General features: G+C 39.2%; 13 protein-coding genes. 5 read left to right on the top strand and 8 right to left on the bottom strand.

Features of this window, described 5'->3' with window-relative positions:
• The first annotated feature begins 127 nt into the window (after positions 1 to 127).
• From ACT3CD_RS03505 to ACT3CD_RS03495, 3 genes are all read left to right on the top strand, one after another.
• A complete protein-coding gene (locus ACT3CD_RS03505) occupies positions 128 to 3,247 on the top strand; it encodes a glycoside hydrolase family 2 TIM barrel-domain containing protein (protein WP_444642996.1) in 3,120 nt (1,039 codons plus the stop codon).
• Positions 3,248 to 3,479: 232 nt separating this feature from the next.
• On the top strand, positions 3,480 to 4,592 hold the full coding sequence (locus ACT3CD_RS03500; RefSeq protein ID WP_444642994.1) for a glycoside hydrolase family 88/105 protein: 1,113 nt from the start codon (positions 3,480 to 3,482) through the stop codon (positions 4,590 to 4,592).
• Positions 4,593 to 5,867: 1,275 nt separating this feature from the next.
• Positions 5,868 to 6,821, top strand: coding sequence for a sugar-binding protein (locus tag ACT3CD_RS03495; RefSeq protein WP_444642992.1), 954 nt, complete (start codon positions 5,868 to 5,870; stop codon positions 6,819 to 6,821).
• 409 nt (positions 6,822 to 7,230) lie between these two features.
• Here ACT3CD_RS03495 and tpx read toward each other — a convergent pair whose 3' ends face one another.
• Positions 7,231 to 7,743, bottom strand: coding sequence for a thiol peroxidase (gene tpx, locus ACT3CD_RS03490; RefSeq protein WP_444642990.1), 513 nt, complete (start codon positions 7,741 to 7,743; stop codon positions 7,231 to 7,233).
• Positions 7,744 to 8,950: 1,207 nt separating this feature from the next.
• Between tpx and ACT3CD_RS03485 the strand changes: the two genes are divergently transcribed.
• A complete protein-coding gene (locus ACT3CD_RS03485) occupies positions 8,951 to 9,562 on the top strand; it encodes a hypothetical protein (protein ID WP_444642988.1) in 612 nt (203 codons plus the stop codon).
• An 89-nt stretch (positions 9,563 to 9,651) separates the two neighbouring features.
• On the opposite strand, the gene ACT3CD_RS03480 is transcribed toward ACT3CD_RS03485, so the two are convergent.
• The 7 genes from ACT3CD_RS03480 to ACT3CD_RS03450 all read right to left on the bottom strand — a co-directional run bounded on the left by ACT3CD_RS03480 (position 9,652) and on the right by ACT3CD_RS03450 (position 15,618).
• On the bottom strand, positions 9,652 to 10,632 hold the full coding sequence (locus tag ACT3CD_RS03480; protein ID WP_444642987.1) for a D-alanine--D-alanine ligase: 981 nt from the start codon (positions 10,630 to 10,632) through the stop codon (positions 9,652 to 9,654).
• A 222-nt stretch (positions 10,633 to 10,854) separates the two neighbouring features.
• Positions 10,855 to 11,937, bottom strand: coding sequence for an RluA family pseudouridine synthase (locus ACT3CD_RS03475; RefSeq protein WP_444642985.1), 1,083 nt, complete (start codon positions 11,935 to 11,937; stop codon positions 10,855 to 10,857).
• 26 nt (positions 11,938 to 11,963) lie between these two features.
• On the bottom strand, positions 11,964 to 12,839 hold the full coding sequence (locus ACT3CD_RS03470; protein WP_444642983.1) for a PASTA domain-containing protein: 876 nt from the start codon (positions 12,837 to 12,839) through the stop codon (positions 11,964 to 11,966).
• A 132-nt stretch (positions 12,840 to 12,971) separates the two neighbouring features.
• Positions 12,972 to 13,130, bottom strand: a complete 159-nt coding sequence (rpmH, locus tag ACT3CD_RS03465; RefSeq protein ID WP_444642981.1) for a 50S ribosomal protein L34 — start codon at positions 13,128 to 13,130, stop codon at positions 12,972 to 12,974.
• A gap of 107 nt (positions 13,131 to 13,237) precedes the next feature.
• The gene (rsmG, locus tag ACT3CD_RS03460; protein ID WP_444642979.1) at positions 13,238 to 13,858 is read right to left on the bottom strand and encodes a 16S rRNA (guanine(527)-N(7))-methyltransferase RsmG; all 621 of its coding nucleotides are present in this window, start codon (positions 13,856 to 13,858) and stop codon (positions 13,238 to 13,240) included.
• Between the two features lie 30 nt (positions 13,859 to 13,888).
• Positions 13,889 to 14,494 (bottom strand): RNA polymerase sigma factor, encoded by a 606-nt coding sequence (locus tag ACT3CD_RS03455; protein ID WP_444642977.1) that lies wholly within the window; start codon positions 14,492 to 14,494, stop codon positions 13,889 to 13,891.
• Entirely contained in the window at positions 14,485 to 15,618 is a 1,134-nt protein-coding gene (locus ACT3CD_RS03450) for a glycosyltransferase (protein ID WP_444642975.1), read from the bottom strand. Before ACT3CD_RS03450 ends, ACT3CD_RS03455 begins: the two co-directional genes overlap by 10 nt.
• 276 nt (positions 15,619 to 15,894) lie before the next feature.
• Between ACT3CD_RS03450 and tgt the strand changes: the two genes are divergently transcribed.
• The gene (gene tgt / locus ACT3CD_RS03445) at positions 15,895 to 17,025 is read left to right on the top strand and encodes a tRNA guanosine(34) transglycosylase Tgt (protein ID WP_444642973.1); all 1,131 of its coding nucleotides are present in this window, start codon (positions 15,895 to 15,897) and stop codon (positions 17,023 to 17,025) included.
• The last annotated feature ends 52 nt before the right edge of the window (positions 17,026 to 17,077 follow it).

The raw sequence follows: 17,077 nt of genomic DNA, 5'->3' as shown, positions 1-17,077 counted from the left end.
CAGTCGTAAATTAAATGGTTGCAGCCCGCTTATGTTATTCTTGTAACTTGATAGGAATGAAGTCCGAAATCGGTTACTGTTATATGTGAGCAAAAAATAAACAGGAATTAATCATAAAAAAAACACCATGAAATTATTAAGCTACACCATCTTTATTCTTATACTATTTCATACTCATAGTGTTTATTCTCAAAACGACTGGGAAAATCCTGAGGTATTTCAAATAAATAGAGAAAAAGCCCACGCATCATTTTATCCTTTTTCTTCTATTGAAAATGCACTAAGTAACGACCTTTCAAACGAAGCTTTTATCAAAAACCTGAATGGTAAATGGAAGTTTCAGTATGCCCCAACATTGGCCGAAAAGAATGATGACTTTTATAAATTAGGATATGATGCCAGCAGTTGGGATGAAATTCCGGTACCGGGAAATTGGGAAATGTATGGTTATGGATACCCGCATTATACCAATATTGAATTTCCTTTCGATAAAAATCCGCCACTAATAAATGAATCGCAAAATGCTGTTGGTTCTTATATTACGCATTTCGTCCTGCCTGAAAAATGGGAGGGTAAAGAAGTGTATATCCAATTAGGGGCCGTAAAATCAGGGTTTTATATTTGGGTAAATGGAGCGAAAGTCGGGTATAATCAGGATTCAAAATTACCGGCTGAGTTTAATATAACGCCTTATTTAAAGTCGGGTACAAATAAACTTGCACTTCAGGTATTTAAGTTCACAGACGGGAGTTACCTGGAAGATCAGGACTTTTGGCGATTGTCTGGCATACAGCGTGATGTGATGCTATATGCTCGTTCTAAAACACATATCCGCGACTTTTTTGCAAAAGCATCGCTCAGCGAAAATTATCAGGACGGCGTCTTTTCTTTGGACGTAGAAGTAGTAAATACTGCAAAGAAAAGCATCAAAAACTATGGTGTAGAATATAAAATTTTAGATAAAGCGGGGAATGAAATATTAAGTGATCAAGCGCATTTTAGTATCAAAGAAAATACGCATTTGATTACTTTCAAAAATACAATTCCCAAGGTGAAAAAATGGTCGGCTGAAGTACCAAATTTATATAAATTGGTGTTAGTTCTTAGTGATAAAAAGGGTGAACTAATAGAAGCGACCTCGACCAAAATTGGATTTAGAACCTCTGAGATTAAAAATGGACAGTTATTAGTGAATGGTCAACCCATCCTTTTGAAGGGTGTTAATCGTCATGAACATGATGAAATTTATGGACATGTAGTCAACAAGCAGAATATGTTGGACGATATTAAAACAATGAAGCAGTTTAACATCAATGCGGTCAGAACATCTCACTATCCTAATGATCCACTCTGGTATAGCTTATGTGATGAATATGGCCTTTATGTCTATGATGAAGCAAATGTTGAATCACATGGAATGGGGTACGAACCGGAGAATACATTGGCGAATAAACCTGAATGGAAAGAGGCACATGTTGAGCGTATGGTCAACATGGTTGCGAGAGATAAAAACCATCCATCCATCATTGTCTGGAGCATGGGAAATGAAGCCGGAACCGGTCCAAACTTTTTGGCTGGTTATAAGGCGATTCACAAAATGGATGATAGTCGTCCGGTGCATTATGAACGTGCAGAAAAATTAACCGATATCACTGAGAGACATACAGATATTATTGGGGATATGTATGCTGGCATTAATTGGGTAAAAAATAGTTGGATAGGAACCGATAGTACGCGTCCCTTTATTTGGTGTGAGTATGCGCATGCAATGGGTAATAGCTCTGGCAACTTTAAAGAATACTGGGATTTAATTTATTCTCATCCACAGCTTCAGGGCGGTTTTATTTGGGACTGGATGGATCAGGGCATTGTGCAATATGATTCTGCAGGGAACAAATATTGGGCCTATGGCGGGCATTTTGAACCCGATGGAGTTCATAACGATGGTAATTTCTGTATGAATGGGGTCGTAAATCCTGATCGGACTCCTCATCCTGGGTTATTTGAAATCAAAAAGGTTTATCAGAATATAGCGTTTAAGTCTGTAGATATTGCCAAGGGGAAGATTAGTGTTAAAAACGATTTCTTTTTTAAGAATTTAGATGATTATCTCATTAAATGGGATCTGATTGTCAATGGTATTCCTGAAAAATCAGGGACTTTTAAGCCACTGGGGGTGGCACCTCAATCCGAAAAGGAATTTGTGATAGAAATGCCTTTGTTGGATGAGGGTAATGAGTACTTTCTTAACTTTTATGCGCTGCAAAATACTCAAAACCCAATAATACCTATCGGGCATGTCGTTGCTTCAGAACAGCTGAGCTTTGGTGATGCTGATTTTATAGTGCAAACGGAGCGATCTACAGAACCAATTGAATTAAAGGATGACATAAATGGCTATACAATTATTGGTTTAGATTTTACAACGTATTTTTCTAAAAAATCCGGGTCATTGTCTTCCTATATTCTTAATGGTTTTGAATTAATCAAAGAGCCTATGGTTATTGATTTTTGGAGGGCTCCAACCGATAACGATTTTGGAAACGAATTACAAAAGCGTGCCGCTGTGTGGAAACAAGCTGCTGGTAACGCAGTCCTTCAAAGCATTCAGACAAAACGCATCTCAAAATCAGAAATTGTTGTCGAGACGGAATATAAGATTCCGGACGTACAAGGAATGGTAACCATTGACTATACAATTAAAGGTAACGGACAGATTGTTGTTGATTATAATTTTGAAGCCAGGCAGGAAGAACTGCCGGAGATTCCAAGAATAGGATTAACATTAAGGCTCCCAAAGGTATTTGACAACTTAAATTATTATGGTCGTGGACCATGGGAAAATTATATTGACAGGAATACAGCTGCTTTTGTTGGAATTTATACATCTAAGGTAGCGGATCAATATTTTGCGTACAGCAGACCTCAGGAAAATGGCCATAAAACGGATGTACGTTGGTTGTCGTTAACAAATCATACAGGCTTGGGTTTAAGGTTTGTGGCGAATCATGAAACGCTTGAGTTTAATGCTTTACACAACAGTACTTCTGATTTTGACCCTGGAGAGGAAAAGCTTTCCCGGACGCCCTCTGACATTATTGAAAAAGATTTTGTGGAACTCCATCTTGATCACAAAATGATGGGGGTTGGAGGCGATAATAGCTGGGGAGCAAAGCCGCATGATCCGTATCTGTATTTTCCCGACCGGGTCTATAATTTTAGCTTTACTATTTGTCCTGAAAGATGAATAAGCAGTTGCAGGAAAATTGAACCGTCTTTTTTTATAAAAGTTAAAGTCGTATTATTGGCAGCTATGCAAAAGGTGAAATTTAATGTATTTAGTGTCTGCAAGAAAACACCACGTTTTGGGGTTTTTGATAAGAAAACGTCGAATACAAACGTAACGCAGTAGTTGACTTTATAGACAAACATTGATTGTTTTTTGTACATATCCATAAATACTAACTAATTCGGAGAGAATGAAAACACCCAACATTTTTATGTTCGCTATTGTGTTTGCCATAGCAACCTTCTCGCAAGCACAGGAAATAAAACCAAAGGAAGTAAAGAAAGAAATGAAAAGAGTTGCCGAATGGCAAATTGCTCATTTTAGAGATACTTATAGCGATAGAAAAGATCCGCATCATATTGCTGATTGGACAAATGGTGCTTTGTATGTAGGAATGGTAAAGTATGCTGAGATTGCCAATAGCAATAAATACTGGAGATGGTTGAAGAAAATAGGAAAGGAACAAAATTGGAAATTGCACTCTCGTAGATATCATGCCGACGATCATATCATTGGACAGATGTACATTGAATTGTATCGGAAATACGGAGATGAGAAAATGATAGCAGAGACCAGGAAGTCTTTCGATTATATTATCGCACACCCAAGTAAACAGCCAATTACGCTTGACAACTATAAGCATTTGGAGCGTTGGACCTGGTGTGATGCGCTGTTTATGTCGCCACCTGTTTGGGCAAAATTATCCAATGTTACCGGAGATGAAAAGTATTCTGCTTTCATGATGAAAGAATATGAAGCTACCATAACTCATCTATTTGACGAAGATGAAGATTTGTTTTATCGGGATAACAGCTATATTGGAAAATTAGATGATGGAAAGAAAATTTTCTGGTCACGTGGAAATGGTTGGGTGTTTGGCGGTTTAACCTTGTTAATGGAAGAATATGAACCCGGCTCCAAAGAGTATGAATATTTTAAAGCCATCTATTTAAGAATGGCTGAAAAATTGATTAAGATCCAAACTCCGGAGGGGCATTGGGCAATGAGTTTATTAGGGCAGGATAAATATCCAACACCTGAAACCAGCGGAACTGCGTTTTTTACTTTTGGCTTGGCATGGGGGATAAATCATGGTCTCTTGGATGCTGAAACGTATCAGCCACATGTTGAAAAAGCCTGGAATGCTTTAGTGAGTTATATTACAAAAGATGGTATGCTAGGTTATGTGCAACCAATCGGAGCGGCTCCAGGTAATGCCTGGCCCGATAAAACAGAGGTTTACGGTACCGGAGCATTTTTAAGTGCTGGCTCAGAGGTCTATAAATTGTATGGAGGTGAATAAAGCATTCGGGAGTGTTATCTGAACTCTGTCCGGTGGTTTTTATCAGGTTTTCAAAATAAGTTGTTTTTTTCTTTGGAGGGATTTCTAACAGCTTATTCAGGTGGCAATCAGGTTCTGTCATGGGGATAGGGGCAAGAGGCCGTTTATTTACCCTTGACGGGCCCTGAGAGCTACTTATCTTAGCTTTCGGTCATTGGTGCTTGTAATTCTAGTTTAAAGCGTCCTTCAACCAAAATTCACCATTGCTGGACTGTCAACGCCCAATTGAGCCGGGGCTGAGTCCATTTCTTTTTTGGGATGTTTTCATCGGTTTCAAAAGTGCCATACCGCTGGTGAAAGCCTCTTTAGTTTTGGTCACTTTACGCACCTGGCCATGGAAGCCTTCAGTGGCATTAGTGGGGTGTAAGTTAACTTCCTGATCGGCTCATCATATCTGAGGTGATTTGATAACTCATCACGGTTTTCGTACCATGAACGCTGCATTACGGGGTGTTTTTATCCCATATTTCTCTGTCTCAGCCTTGAACTTTTTGGAGTCGGGTACCCTATTTCTGATCTTTTATATCGGTTTTTTGATGGTTAGATGGCGTATATTTCAGGGTATTGCGTATCTAATGATTGATGTACTTTTGAATTTCAGCTTCCGGCTAAATGCTATGTATAATATCAGAAAAGCCTGCCGTCAATCAGAATGTCCTTATACCGCCGCTTTTTAATTGTCCCAATGCCAGGTCTCGCATTGCTTTGTACTCTTGGGTTTCTTCTTTCTTGTCACAATCTGCTAATTTATAATTCTACCAAATTAAGGTATGAGTTGAGAGTACAGTCTTTAAAACCTGGACTTCAATAATTTGAATTGTTTTAGTACTGTTTTAAAAAAGCAAATTCGAGTAGGCCTGGTTGCATATCAGAAATTTCTTAAAAAACAATCAATAATCTTCATTGATATCTCTTTGTAAAGTCCTCATTTTCAGTCAGAGCATTATTTTGTAGATGCATTAAGCACATTATTAAAGATGACCATTTTTTGCTTTATCTAAATTTGATATACAGAAAAAATACGGGATATATAAAGTTTAAATGATGGAGATTTAAGTTCTGTTTTCACTTTCATCACATATTGGAAAAACAGTGCATTCTCATAATTTATAAAAGGAAAATAAAATAACGTTGTGTTTTCTTAATGATGATTTTTTTTTGAACGAGGATTTTTGAATTAAATCAATACGACAATAAATAGTTCACATTTAATAAACCAATCAAAATTTTTAAATTATGAAAAGAGTTTACTTATTTTTAATTGCTATTGCATTGGTATCTACAGTTTTTGGTCAAAAAAAGCATGTAGATGTATATCGTAGTTCTTCAATCGTAATTGATGGTGACGAATCCGATTGGGAAGGCATTGATCCGGTATTGATAGAAACAACGGTGCCGGACGAAGTAGCAACTGTGGGTGTGCCTTATTGGAAAGCAGCTTATGATGACGAATACATTTATGTTTTAGTTAACGTAGCTGAAGATGATTCTCACTATCCATCATGGATATCAGGTGGTTATAGCTGGACTGCTGACAAAGTCGAAGTTTATTTCGACGTAAACGAAGAATTGGTTGATGGACTTGGTACTATGCATGGTGCTGGTCACTACCAATTTGCTGAATCTATGCGTGAAGACACTTACGATGTTGAAACAGAGGCTTCAGATGCCAATATTGCAGGTACTACTTACTGTTATAGTCGGGTTGGCGATAATGGTTATCTTATCGAATACAAAATTCCAATGAGCGTTTTTGTGAATGATGAGGGAGACGAAATGGATCTTGAATCGTTAAGAGCACTTCCGGAAAATATTGGCTTTGATGTAACTGTTAACGACTTAGATGTAACCGCACCCAGAGCACGTGTTAACTGGGCTAATGATTATTCTATTGATGAATCATATGTTAATATGGACGGCTGTGGTACCATTTCATTAGTCGAAGCGACTGCCGTTAATGACATTTTAGACATTTCAATGGATGTTTATCCGAACCCGGTTTCAAATGTATTAACGATTGGTAACTCATTTGATAAAGTTGTTTTTATGAATATTGTTGGACAAGTAGTTAAAACTATCGAAACTTCATCTAACAGAGTTGACGTTAGTGATCTTTCCAGTGGTATATACATTATCAAAGCTTATGAGAATGGTGTATTTAAACGTGCTGCTAAAATCACTAAATACTAATTCTTATAAAAAAATGACTAGTCCTGGCTGACTGATACAGGTTTTGCGGATTAGAAATAAACAGATTAAGTGAGAATGAGATTTATTTCATTCTCACTTTTTTTGTGAAGTGTATGGTAATTTCAGGCATAAATCATTTTTTATAGGTCAGATGGCACACTCATGCCCGATTTTCACTGTCTGTGCGCCGTTCGCCAGCCGGTTCGTCATGGCCCTTGAAAGATGTGAGCTTCCTTCCTTAAAATGATAATTTTTAGAGTTGTCATAATGACCGTTGTTCTATTTTTCAGCCCGACTTTATATCGCGTGTATCTCAGAAGGTTAGGCGCAGGTGTTTTTAGTCTCTTTTGCTCAAAAAAAAATCCGAAAACAGATGTCTTCGGATTTACTGCTTCTATGAACAAAAAGATTATATCAATTCCTTAATTACTTTAAGAGCCGCGTCATAATCAGGTTCCTGGGCAATTTCCGGAACATACTCTACATATTTAATTTTATTATCCTTACCTATAATAATAGTGCCGCGGGCCAGCAGTCGCAATTCTTCAATTACAAAGCCATATTTGTAACCAAAATCAAGGTCTTTATGATCCGAAAGGGTTACGATGTTATTAAGGCCTTCAGCTGCACAAAAACGACTCTGAGCAAAAGGTAGATCAACCGAGATTGAGAGGACGGCGATATCTTTAAGTTTGTCGGCCTCCTGATTAAAACGTCGGTTTTGAGCCGCACAAATGCCGGTGTCTATTGAGGGGTAAACTGCAATTACTTTCACTTTCCCTGCATAGTCCGATAACTTGACCGGGGCCAGATCGGAGGATAAAACCGTGAAATCAGGAGCTGTATCTCCTACTTTAGGGGCTTTACCTAAAAGCGTTACGGCTCCGCCTTTAAAGGTTACTTTTACATTATTCTTTTCCATGTTCTTATTTTATTAAGTTTCGTAAATTAGTTCATTTTGTTGTGTTAAAGAAACGTTCATCTGTCTCTTTTGTTTATTCAGCTTGTCTGTTATTGGTTGAAGGGTTTAATAAGTGTCTGAACGAAAACTTATGTGACTGATAAGAAATGTTCAAATTCAAGGCTTTCAATGTCCTGAAAATATGAGTTTACTTTAGTAAAACACCGTTTTGAGAGTTAGCCAACGCCGAAGTCGAACTTTATAGCCGGACTCTGAATGAAAATTTTAATTGATGTTATAATGTAAAACTCGTTCCATCGCATCGGCCATTCATTGTAGGGAAGGAGGCCCGCGTCCTTAAACCTGGTGTAATCAAATTCTTTTCTCATTATGCGAAAATATAGCTTTTATACTTTAGCGTGACTCAGCGTTTTGAACACGCTCGCTTTGACTCCCGACATGGTACCTATTATACACATCGAAACCTGTATAACCATCATCAAAGCGCATCAGACACGCATTGAAACCTGTGTGGCACACTTCGAAGCTTATTCTCAGACTTAGAAGCTCATCTGGCACACTTAGAAGAGTATCTGGCAGACTTAGAAGAGCATCTGGCATAGTTAGAAGGATGTCTGGCACACTTAGAAGAACATCTGGCATAGTTAGAAGGATGTCTGGCACACTTAGAAGAACATCTGGCACAGTTAGAAATAAATTCTCAGACTTAGAAGAGTATCTGGCACAGTTAGAAGGATATCTGGCACACTTCGAAACTTATTTTGTGCCCGCAGGGAATTCCCTTTCTTTATTAGTCTTTTTTTGAACGGTTATTTAATGCTTGTTCATAAAGTTTAGTGTTTGAGCTGTAAAGTCCAAATAAAACATTAAACGTTACTATGGCCGTGCCCATTTTGAGGGCCGGCATAATGCAGATTTTGGATTTTTGATATAGACAGACTTTAATTAATACAAAAGAGTCCGGTTTTTGTTAACAAAAACAGATAGATCTGAAAAACTCCTTCGATTGTTAACATAGTGTAAATAATTTAGTGAAATTCTGTTAGTTACCCCTAATTTTTTAGCCCCGTTGGTTAACGATTAGTAATTATATTTAAACCTACCCCCGTTAACTTGCACCTTGATTATTTCAAAAATATATTTGTACTGTGATTTGACATTCAAAGGTTCTTATCACAACTTTATTACTAATTTAAATTGTTTAATGATGAATGTAAAAAAAGGAATGAAAAGTTGGTTGCTGGGTGCAGCTGCTTTTGTTGTTAGTTTTTCGGCTGTCGCTGAAGGGGATATTTCGGTGTTGCCTTATTTGAAGACCGGGTATACTTTGATTTCTGCCAAGCCTGCTGCTTCTGATGTTTATTCCGTTTCTATAACTGGCGCCTATGGTGATGTAATTTATAACAGTGGTCGCATTTCAGGCAGTGAAGTTTATTCAAAGGTTTTTGATTTTTCTCAGCTTTACGACGGTGCTTATACTGTACGTGTTAAAAGTAAGTCAGCCGGAGCTTTTGAAACATCTTTTGAAGTGAAGAATGGTGCGCTTAACACTGGGGCTTCCGAAAATACAGATGTTGCAGCAGAAGATGTTAAAATCTGGAGTAAAGATGACATGGTTTTTATCAGTCACCTAAATCGTTATGGTAACGATATGCGAGTTAAAATGGAAGATAAGTCTGGTGTTGTTCTCTACAATGCTGAAATACCTGCCGAGTTAACTTATTCTGCAAAGTTTAATGTCGCAACTCTTCCAAAAGGTGATTATGTCGTAAGTTTTGTTTCAGGTGAAGATGTTTTTAATTATGAATTCGAAAAGTAATCAGAAACCTGATGGTATAGCTGACCAGTCCCTGGTGACCTCTAAAAGTGTATCCCTGTTAATGTAAAAGGATACACTTTTTTTATGATCTATCGTTTGATTGCATCTTCTATAATTTCGGAGAATACTTGCTTTATGTCGAGCCCTTTGGCCTTTATTTGCTGAGGAATAAAACTGGTTGGCGTCATGCCTGGCGTTGTATTTATCTCCAATAAAAACACTTTGTCATTGCTAATGATGTAGTCAGCTCTGATAAATCCTTTGCAATTTAATAAGTCATATATTTTCGAAGTCTCTGTCTGTATGCTGAGTGTTAGTTCTTTATTTATGCGGGCAGGTGTTATTTCCGTTACTTTTTCTGCGGTGTATTTTGCCTCAAAATCAAAAAATTCATTTTTACTGACCACTTCTGTCAATGGCAGAATCTCTGTCTTTTCGCGTGTTTTGTAGATGCCGCAGGTTACTTCTGTCCCTTCTATAAATTGTTCAACAATTACTTCATCGCTTTCGGTAAAAGCTTTTTGAATGGCTGGTTCGAGCTGTTCAATGTTTTTTACTTTTGTTACACCAAAGCTTGATCCACCGGCGTTGGGTTTAACGAAGCACGGAAATCCTGTGGTTTTGGCTATGTGGTCAATTGTATACGCTTTTCCTTTGCGTATCAGGGCCGAGTTACCCACCAGTATTCCGAAGTTTTTTAATAATTGGTTGCAAATGTATTTATTGAAGGTGAGTGATGCGGCCATAACGTCGCAGGTGGTATGTGGAATATTGAGCATTTTCAGATAGCCCTGAAGTTGCCCGTCTTCGCCGGGTGTGCCGTGTATTGTAATATAGGCACAGTCGAATTTTACGGTTTCCCCATTTTCGGTAATTGTGAAATCCGATTTGTTAACCGGCATTTCCTGATTGTTTTTAACCACGCTCCATTTATCAGCCGTTATCAGTAGTGGATATACGTTGTATTTTGAAGTGTCGATGAACGATGATACCCCATCGGCGCTTTTACGACTTATAATTTCTTCGGATGAGTAACCTCCGTAAACAATAGCAATATTTTTCCGATCCATAATCTCAATAGTTAACACAGATATTTTTTGAATTAGCTAAAGTAGTTGGTTTTTGAATTGTGTGTGCCGCAAAAAGAAAATCTTTTTTGCCGCCGTCTTGCTTTGTGCCTGTCCGGATATCCCGATGGCAGATTATAAAGCGTTATTTTTGAGGCTTTTGAAATTTGTGAAATTGGGGTTTCTTGTTGTAAATGAACATTTTGAAAGCGCGTCTGATATTATCTATTCTTCAACATCTCTTCCCGATATGTAATGACGCCATTTTTCGATGGCAGCAACCATGTCGGTAGGTAACTCTGAGTCGAATTCGACGTATTTCCCGGTAACGGGATGGATGAAACCAAGCGTTTTGGCATGCAGAGCCTGTCGTGGCAAAACCGCAAAACAGTTTTCAACAAATTGTTTGTATTTACTGAAAGTGGTTCCTTTTAGAATTTGATGACCACCATAGCGTTCGTCATTGAACAGTGGATGCCCAATATATTTAAAATGAGCCCTGATTTGATGTGTGCGCCCCGTTTCCAGTCGGCACTCAACGAGTGTTACATAGCTCAGGCGTTCCAGTATTCGGTAATGGGTCACTGCGTGCTTCCCGTAGTCACCGTCGGGGTATACAGCCATTTGCTTGCGATCGCGGACGCTACGGCCTATATGCCCGGTTATGGTACCTTCTTCTTCGGGTGGCGTGCCCCAAACAATTGCCTGATAGGTACGTGTACTTGTTTTATTAAAAAATTGACCGGACAAATGAATTTTTGCTGCTTCTGTTTTAGCAATTACTAAAAGGCCTGAGGTGTCTTTGTCGATGCGGTGCACCAATCCCGGGCGCGGATCATCGGCGTTGAACCATGGCTGATCTTTAAAATGCCATGCCAGCGCATTGACCAGTGTGCCTGTGTAATTGCCGTGCCCCGGGTGAACTACCATACCCGGTTTTTTATTAACGATGATGACTGCATCGTCTTCGTAAACAATATTTAGCGGGATGTCTTCCGGAATGATTTGTATTTCGCGCGGCGGGTACGACATTACAATTGAAATAATGTCATTGGGCTTTACCCGATAATTTGATTTTACTGGTTTCTCATTTACCAGAATGCAGCCGGCATCGGCAGCTTCCTGTATCTTATTACGGGAGGCATTTTCTATCCGATTGACCAGAAATTTATCAATGCGAAGCAGGTTTTGACCGCTATCGGCTATAAACCGATGGTGCTCGTATTGTAAACCATTTTCCGATGCATCATTGTTTTCCGAAAAATCAGGCTCGTCCAACAAATCATAACTTTCTTCTCTATCATTCATTCTGGTTGGCTGCTTGGTCTGCTTTTTTAAAATAATTCATCCTCGATTGATGTGGAGGGTGGGGTGTTTGGCATTGCGTTATCAGGAATTAACTCTGTCGGGATTTCCGGTTCATCGGCTTCCATTAGTGTTGAATCGGTGGTTAGCCAAACATCGATTGAGGCCCCCAGACGTTGAACAAACCCTTTGTGTGAAGGCGGATTTTGTTGCCAGATAAATGCTTTTAGGGTGTCTGTTCCCGTAACAATAGTCGAATCATATATGGTTGATCCGATATTGAGATAGACGCTTTGGGCGGTGTGCCGTGCTTCCGGGAGCTTCATGCCAACCAAATGAGGCACTGCTGTTGTTTCATTGCTTAATCCACGCCCAACCAGCAAATCAATACTGGTGCCACGAGGTAATAATGTGCCGGGGGAGACTGGTTTGCCATTTACATGTTGACCCAGAACCAAATTGGTGAATTCAGAGGGGATATAAATGAGATCGCCAACTACGAGTCCGTATGATTCAACCAGGACCTTGGCTTCGCGTAAACTGTAATCAAGAACATCGGGAACTGTTACCTTCTCTTCTGACCAGGCATTGATGGTAAAGAACATCCGACGGTTTTGCTTCACTTTTTCGCCGGCGCGGGGCACTTGTTCAACAACAATTCCTTTGGGGGTATTGCTTAAATGTACGGAGTCGATGATGGTGTATCTGAGGTGATTAGAGTGAACCAGATGCTGGAACTGTGTTTCAGTAAGCCCCGTAAAATCAGGTACCGCATTGCCTTGCCCGTGACGGGTATATATTTGTAAAAATATAAAAATAACAATCAGTAGTAAGAAGCCTGAGCTGGTAATAATGGCTATGTGTTTCCAGATGGTTTTGTCGATGAGATTTTTCCAGTGAAACATAGATGTAATTTTTTTGATGGTTTTCAAAAGTAATACAAAATCTTTAATTGTCGTTGATTCTCTTGTCTACCAAACAAAAAAAAGACTCCCTACAAAAGGAAGTCTTTTTTTGTATTACGAAGCCTCTGTTATTTAGGCTTTATGCTTTTTCTCGCTGGAAACGGTCAGTTTTTTTCTTCCTTTGGCACGTCTTGATGCCAAAACACGACGACCATTAGCTGATGCCATCCGGCTACGGAAACCGTGTTTGTTTCTTCTTTTCCGGTTGGAGGGTTGAAATGTACGTTTCATCTTAATATCTTTTTATCTTGTTAGTGTGCTTTTCTGATTTTGGTTGGCAAAAATAGAGTTTTTTTTATTTAAACCCAAACATTGTGTTTTATTTTTTAGTGTATTAGTTAAAAGGAGAGGTGCAGAATTTTTTTTGTACTAAAGAAAGGCTCGTCAAAGTAATCGCTCAATCTGGTTGATGAAATTCTACTTTTAAATGGATTGATTTCGTCGGTCAAATCACCTCCTTTTAAATATAGTATGCCATTGGTAATGGCATTTTTTTGTTTGGGTGAGACCAAATGTTGTGTTTGTTTATAGAATTCGGGCAGTGTTGTAACAGCCCGGCTAACAATGAAATCAAACTGTCCTTTGTAGTTTTCGGCTCTGGTTTGAAGTGCTGTTACATTTTTCAGGTGCAGGGTCGCGGCTACTGCTTTAACTACTTTTATTTTTTTACCAATTGAATCGATAAGCGTAAAGTTGACTTCAGGAAACATAATAGCCAATGGGAGGCCAGGAAAACCACCACCGGTTCCTACATCAATAATTGTTGTTCCCGGAGAGAATTTTATGAAAAGACCAATTGCAAGCGAATGCAGCACATGATGTTCGTAAAAATTTGCCATATCTTTTCGTGAAATAACATTTATCTGCTGATTCCAGTCTGAATAAATGTCTTTCAATCGACTAAAATGGTTGATTTGTTCGTCTGTCAATCCGGGAAAATATTTCTGAATCACCTCCATGGTATAAATAGAACCGATAAATATTAAAGATTAATGCTTGGCGTCGGTGTTTTTTAAGGTGTTGAAAAGAAGTTCGCGTGCTCTGAAAAGCTGGGCTTTTACGGTGCCCAGAGGTAAACCTAGTTCTTCAGATATTTCTTCATAAGAATATTCCTTGAAATAGCGAAGCTCAATAAGTGTGCGGTATCGTGGTTTTAATTTTCGTACCACCGTGCGCATCAATATAACCTTTTGTTCTTTTATTAGGGTTTCTTCCGGATCTGGAGCTTCATCACGCAAATGAACCTGAGGTTCATAATTTTTTTCCGGTGAAAGGGTGCTGTCAATGGAAATATGATTGGTGCGTTTTTTTCGTAAATAGTCAATGCAATTGTTGGAAGCTATTTTGAATAACCAAGTGCTGAAAGCGTAATTTGGTGAATATTGTTCCAAATTTTTGAATGCTTTGCCAAATGCCTCAATGGTTAAATCTTCGGCATCAGTCTTGTTATTAATCATTTTTAGCAGCATAAAATAAATGGCATCTTTATAGCGAGCCATCAATTCCGCATATGCTTTTTGATCACCTTCAACCGCCTTGCTTACTAATTCTAAATCATACCTGGCTTTATCTGACAGATTGGGATTTATTTCCATCGTTTTTTATTTCTTCGAGAATTACCAGTGAGTGCCCAAAGCAATATTAGAGGGTGAAGCCATTCAAAAAGAATAACGGCACGGTTAATTTTGGGTTGATTTAACTGACGGCTCACTCTTCCCCATAAAAACAATTGTGTAACTGTTTTTAAAAATATCGCTCCTGCGGCAATCCAGACAAATGTATTAAAAATTATTAAACCGATACTTATGGCCCAAAAAATTAATCGACAGAATGGCTCCATGGCAAGACGCCATTTTATGTTTTTTTTGTAATGGACTGAAGTGGTAAGGTGTCTTGATTTCTGTTCTTTCCATTGTGTGAGTGACGTCGGCGGAACAGATATGGTCTGAGCTTCATGATTAATTACGACTGCGGTATTTTTTTTGGTGGCTGTATCGCGTACAAACAGGTCGTCGTCGCCCGATGCTAAATGATGGTGGCTCTGAAGTCCTTTATTTTTAATGAATAGTTCTTTTTTGTAGGCCAGATTTCGCCCTACACCCATGTATGGTTTTCCACTTAATGCAAAACCCAGGTACTGAATAGCCGTGTAGAACGTATCGTAACGCGTTAATAGGTTTGTGAAACCTTTGCTTTTTTCATAGGGGCCAAATCCCAGCACCAGTTCTGTTTCAGGGTGCACAAATCCTTGCATCATCCCGCGTAGCCAGTTTGGCCCGGTAACGCGGCAGTCGGCATCGGTTAATACAAGGTATTCACTGGTCGCCGCTTTTACGCCAATGGTTAATGCCAGTTTTTTCCCGTGTGAAAATTTCCGGTCAAGCGGAATATTGGTATAATAAAGATTTGGATATTTTATTTTTAAGGTGGCCAAAACCATTTCGGTATCGTCTTCCGAACAGTCGTTTACTACAATAACCTTATAGTCAGGATAATCCTGCGTTAGAATTCCTGGTAGGAAATTTTTTAGATTTTCGGCTTCGTTTTTGGCACATATAATGACGGACGCTGCCGCTGTAATCTCCTTTTCGGGTGATTTTGCCTTAAAAAAAGCCAACGGTCTGACGCGAATAATTAGAAACAGCATTTGTTGCAGCCAGGTAAAAAAGAGCAGGCCTGGCAATATATATTCGGTTATCGTTAGGTTAATTAGGTTCATACGTTTTTTGTTTAATGGCTTGCAAAGTAATAATTTTTCCTTAATGGTTGTCGCTTAAGAATCGTGTTTTGTTGCAGCAACAAATGGGTTTAAATAATACAAATATGTATGATTATTTTGAAAGAAGTGGCATTCAACTTCTTCAGACAAATTCCTTATCTGGTCTTAACAAGATAAACCAGGCACTAGCTATTAAATATAAAGAAAGGTTCAGGGATTGGGGCATTATTTATTTACAGCAAGTTGTATCTTTGTCGTTTAAAAATTTAATTAGAGATGGATTTTGAATTGCAGCATAAAGATGGCGCATCACAAGCGCGGGCAGGTCTTGTTACCACCGATCATGGAACCATTGAAACGCCGATTTTTATGCCGGTAGGCACGGTGGGTTCTGTAAAAGGGATTCATGTGAAGGATTTGGAGGAGCAGGTGGGAGCTGCTATTATTCTGGGTAATACATATCATTTATATCTTCGTCCGGGACTCGAGGTGCTTAAGGAGGCCGGTGGGTTACACCGTTTTAATGGCTGGTCCCGTCCCATATTGACTGATAGTGGTGGCTTTCAGGTTTTTTCGTTGAGCCATCGTCGTAAGTTAAAGGAAGAAGGGGCCGAGTTTCAGTCGCATATCGACGGCTCGCGTCATTTTTTTAGTCCCGAAGGGGTGGTTGATATCCAGCGGGTGATTGGAGCTGATATTATTATGGCTTTTGACGAATGCCCGCCCGGCGACTCGGATTATACTTATGCTAAGCAGTCGATGGAGCTAACCCATCGTTGGTTGAAACGTGGCATCGATCGGTTCGATAGTACCGAAGGGGTGTATGGGTACCGTCAGACCTTTTTCCCAATTGTTCAGGGAGCAGGTTATCCAGATCTGCGCCGGCAGTCGGCTGATTATGTAGCTTCTTTTGGCCGCGATGGAAATGCCATCGGTGGACTGGCCGTGGGGGAGCCGGAAGAGGTGATGTATGAAATGATTGAGGTCGTTAATGAGATTTTGCCTGTTGATAAACCGCGCTATTTAATGGGGGTTGGAACGCCTGTTAATATATTGGAAGCCATTGATCGGGGTGTTGATATGTTTGATTGCGTTATGCCGACCCGTAACGGACGTAACGGTATGCTCTTTACTTCACAGGGAATTATCAATATTAGAAACGAAAAGTGGAAGCATGATTTTTTGCCTGTCGATGCGGATGCGCCCTGTGCTTTAGATGCTGTTTATTCCAAAGCCTATTTAAGACATCTGTTTATTGCCGGCGAAATGTTGGGGCCCCAATTGGCTTCTATTCATAATTTATCTTTTTATTTGTGGCTGGTGAAAGAAGCGCGTCGCAATATTATCGCGGGAAGCTTCAGGCCCTGGAAAGAAAAAATGGTGAAGCAATTGGCTACCAGACTCTGAAATTTTAAAGGTTGGCGCTTTTTTTGTTCCTTTGTTGAGCTATCATTAAAAA

It is taken from the genome of Geofilum sp. OHC36d9 (genome assembly GCF_052400685.1).
Lineage (GTDB): Bacteria > Bacteroidota > Bacteroidia > Bacteroidales > Marinilabiliaceae > CAZHHH01.
The sequence above is the reverse complement of the archived record's forward strand: the minus strand, read 5'-3'. Positions and strand labels throughout refer to the sequence as shown.

Excerpts from the sequence above, each read along its gene's own strand:
- ACT3CD_RS03450 (WP_444642975.1), bottom strand. The coding sequence starts at position 15,618 with ATGAACCTAATTAACCTAACGATAACCGAATATATATTGCCAGGCCTG.
- rpmH (WP_444642981.1), bottom strand. The coding sequence starts at position 13,130 with ATGAAACGTACATTTCAACCCTCCAACCGGAAAAGAAGAAACAAACAC.
- rsmG (WP_444642979.1), bottom strand. The coding sequence starts at position 13,858 with ATGGAGGTGATTCAGAAATATTTTCCCGGATTGACAGACGAACAAATC.
- ACT3CD_RS03495 (WP_444642992.1), top strand. The coding sequence starts at position 5,868 with ATGAAAAGAGTTTACTTATTTTTAATTGCTATTGCATTGGTATCTACA.
- ACT3CD_RS03480 (WP_444642987.1), bottom strand. The coding sequence starts at position 10,632 with ATGGATCGGAAAAATATTGCTATTGTTTACGGAGGTTACTCATCCGAA.
- ACT3CD_RS03505 (WP_444642996.1), top strand. The coding sequence starts at position 128 with ATGAAATTATTAAGCTACACCATCTTTATTCTTATACTATTTCATACT.
- ACT3CD_RS03475 (WP_444642985.1), bottom strand. The coding sequence starts at position 11,937 with ATGAATGATAGAGAAGAAAGTTATGATTTGTTGGACGAGCCTGATTTT.
- tpx (WP_444642990.1), bottom strand. The coding sequence starts at position 7,743 with ATGGAAAAGAATAATGTAAAAGTAACCTTTAAAGGCGGAGCCGTAACG.
- ACT3CD_RS03485 (WP_444642988.1), top strand. The coding sequence starts at position 8,951 with ATGAATGTAAAAAAAGGAATGAAAAGTTGGTTGCTGGGTGCAGCTGCT.
- ACT3CD_RS03455 (WP_444642977.1), bottom strand. The coding sequence starts at position 14,494 with ATGGAAATAAATCCCAATCTGTCAGATAAAGCCAGGTATGATTTAGAA.
- tgt (WP_444642973.1), top strand. The coding sequence starts at position 15,895 with ATGGATTTTGAATTGCAGCATAAAGATGGCGCATCACAAGCGCGGGCA.
- ACT3CD_RS03500 (WP_444642994.1), top strand. The coding sequence starts at position 3,480 with ATGAAAACACCCAACATTTTTATGTTCGCTATTGTGTTTGCCATAGCA.
- ACT3CD_RS03470 (WP_444642983.1), bottom strand. The coding sequence starts at position 12,839 with ATGTTTCACTGGAAAAATCTCATCGACAAAACCATCTGGAAACACATA.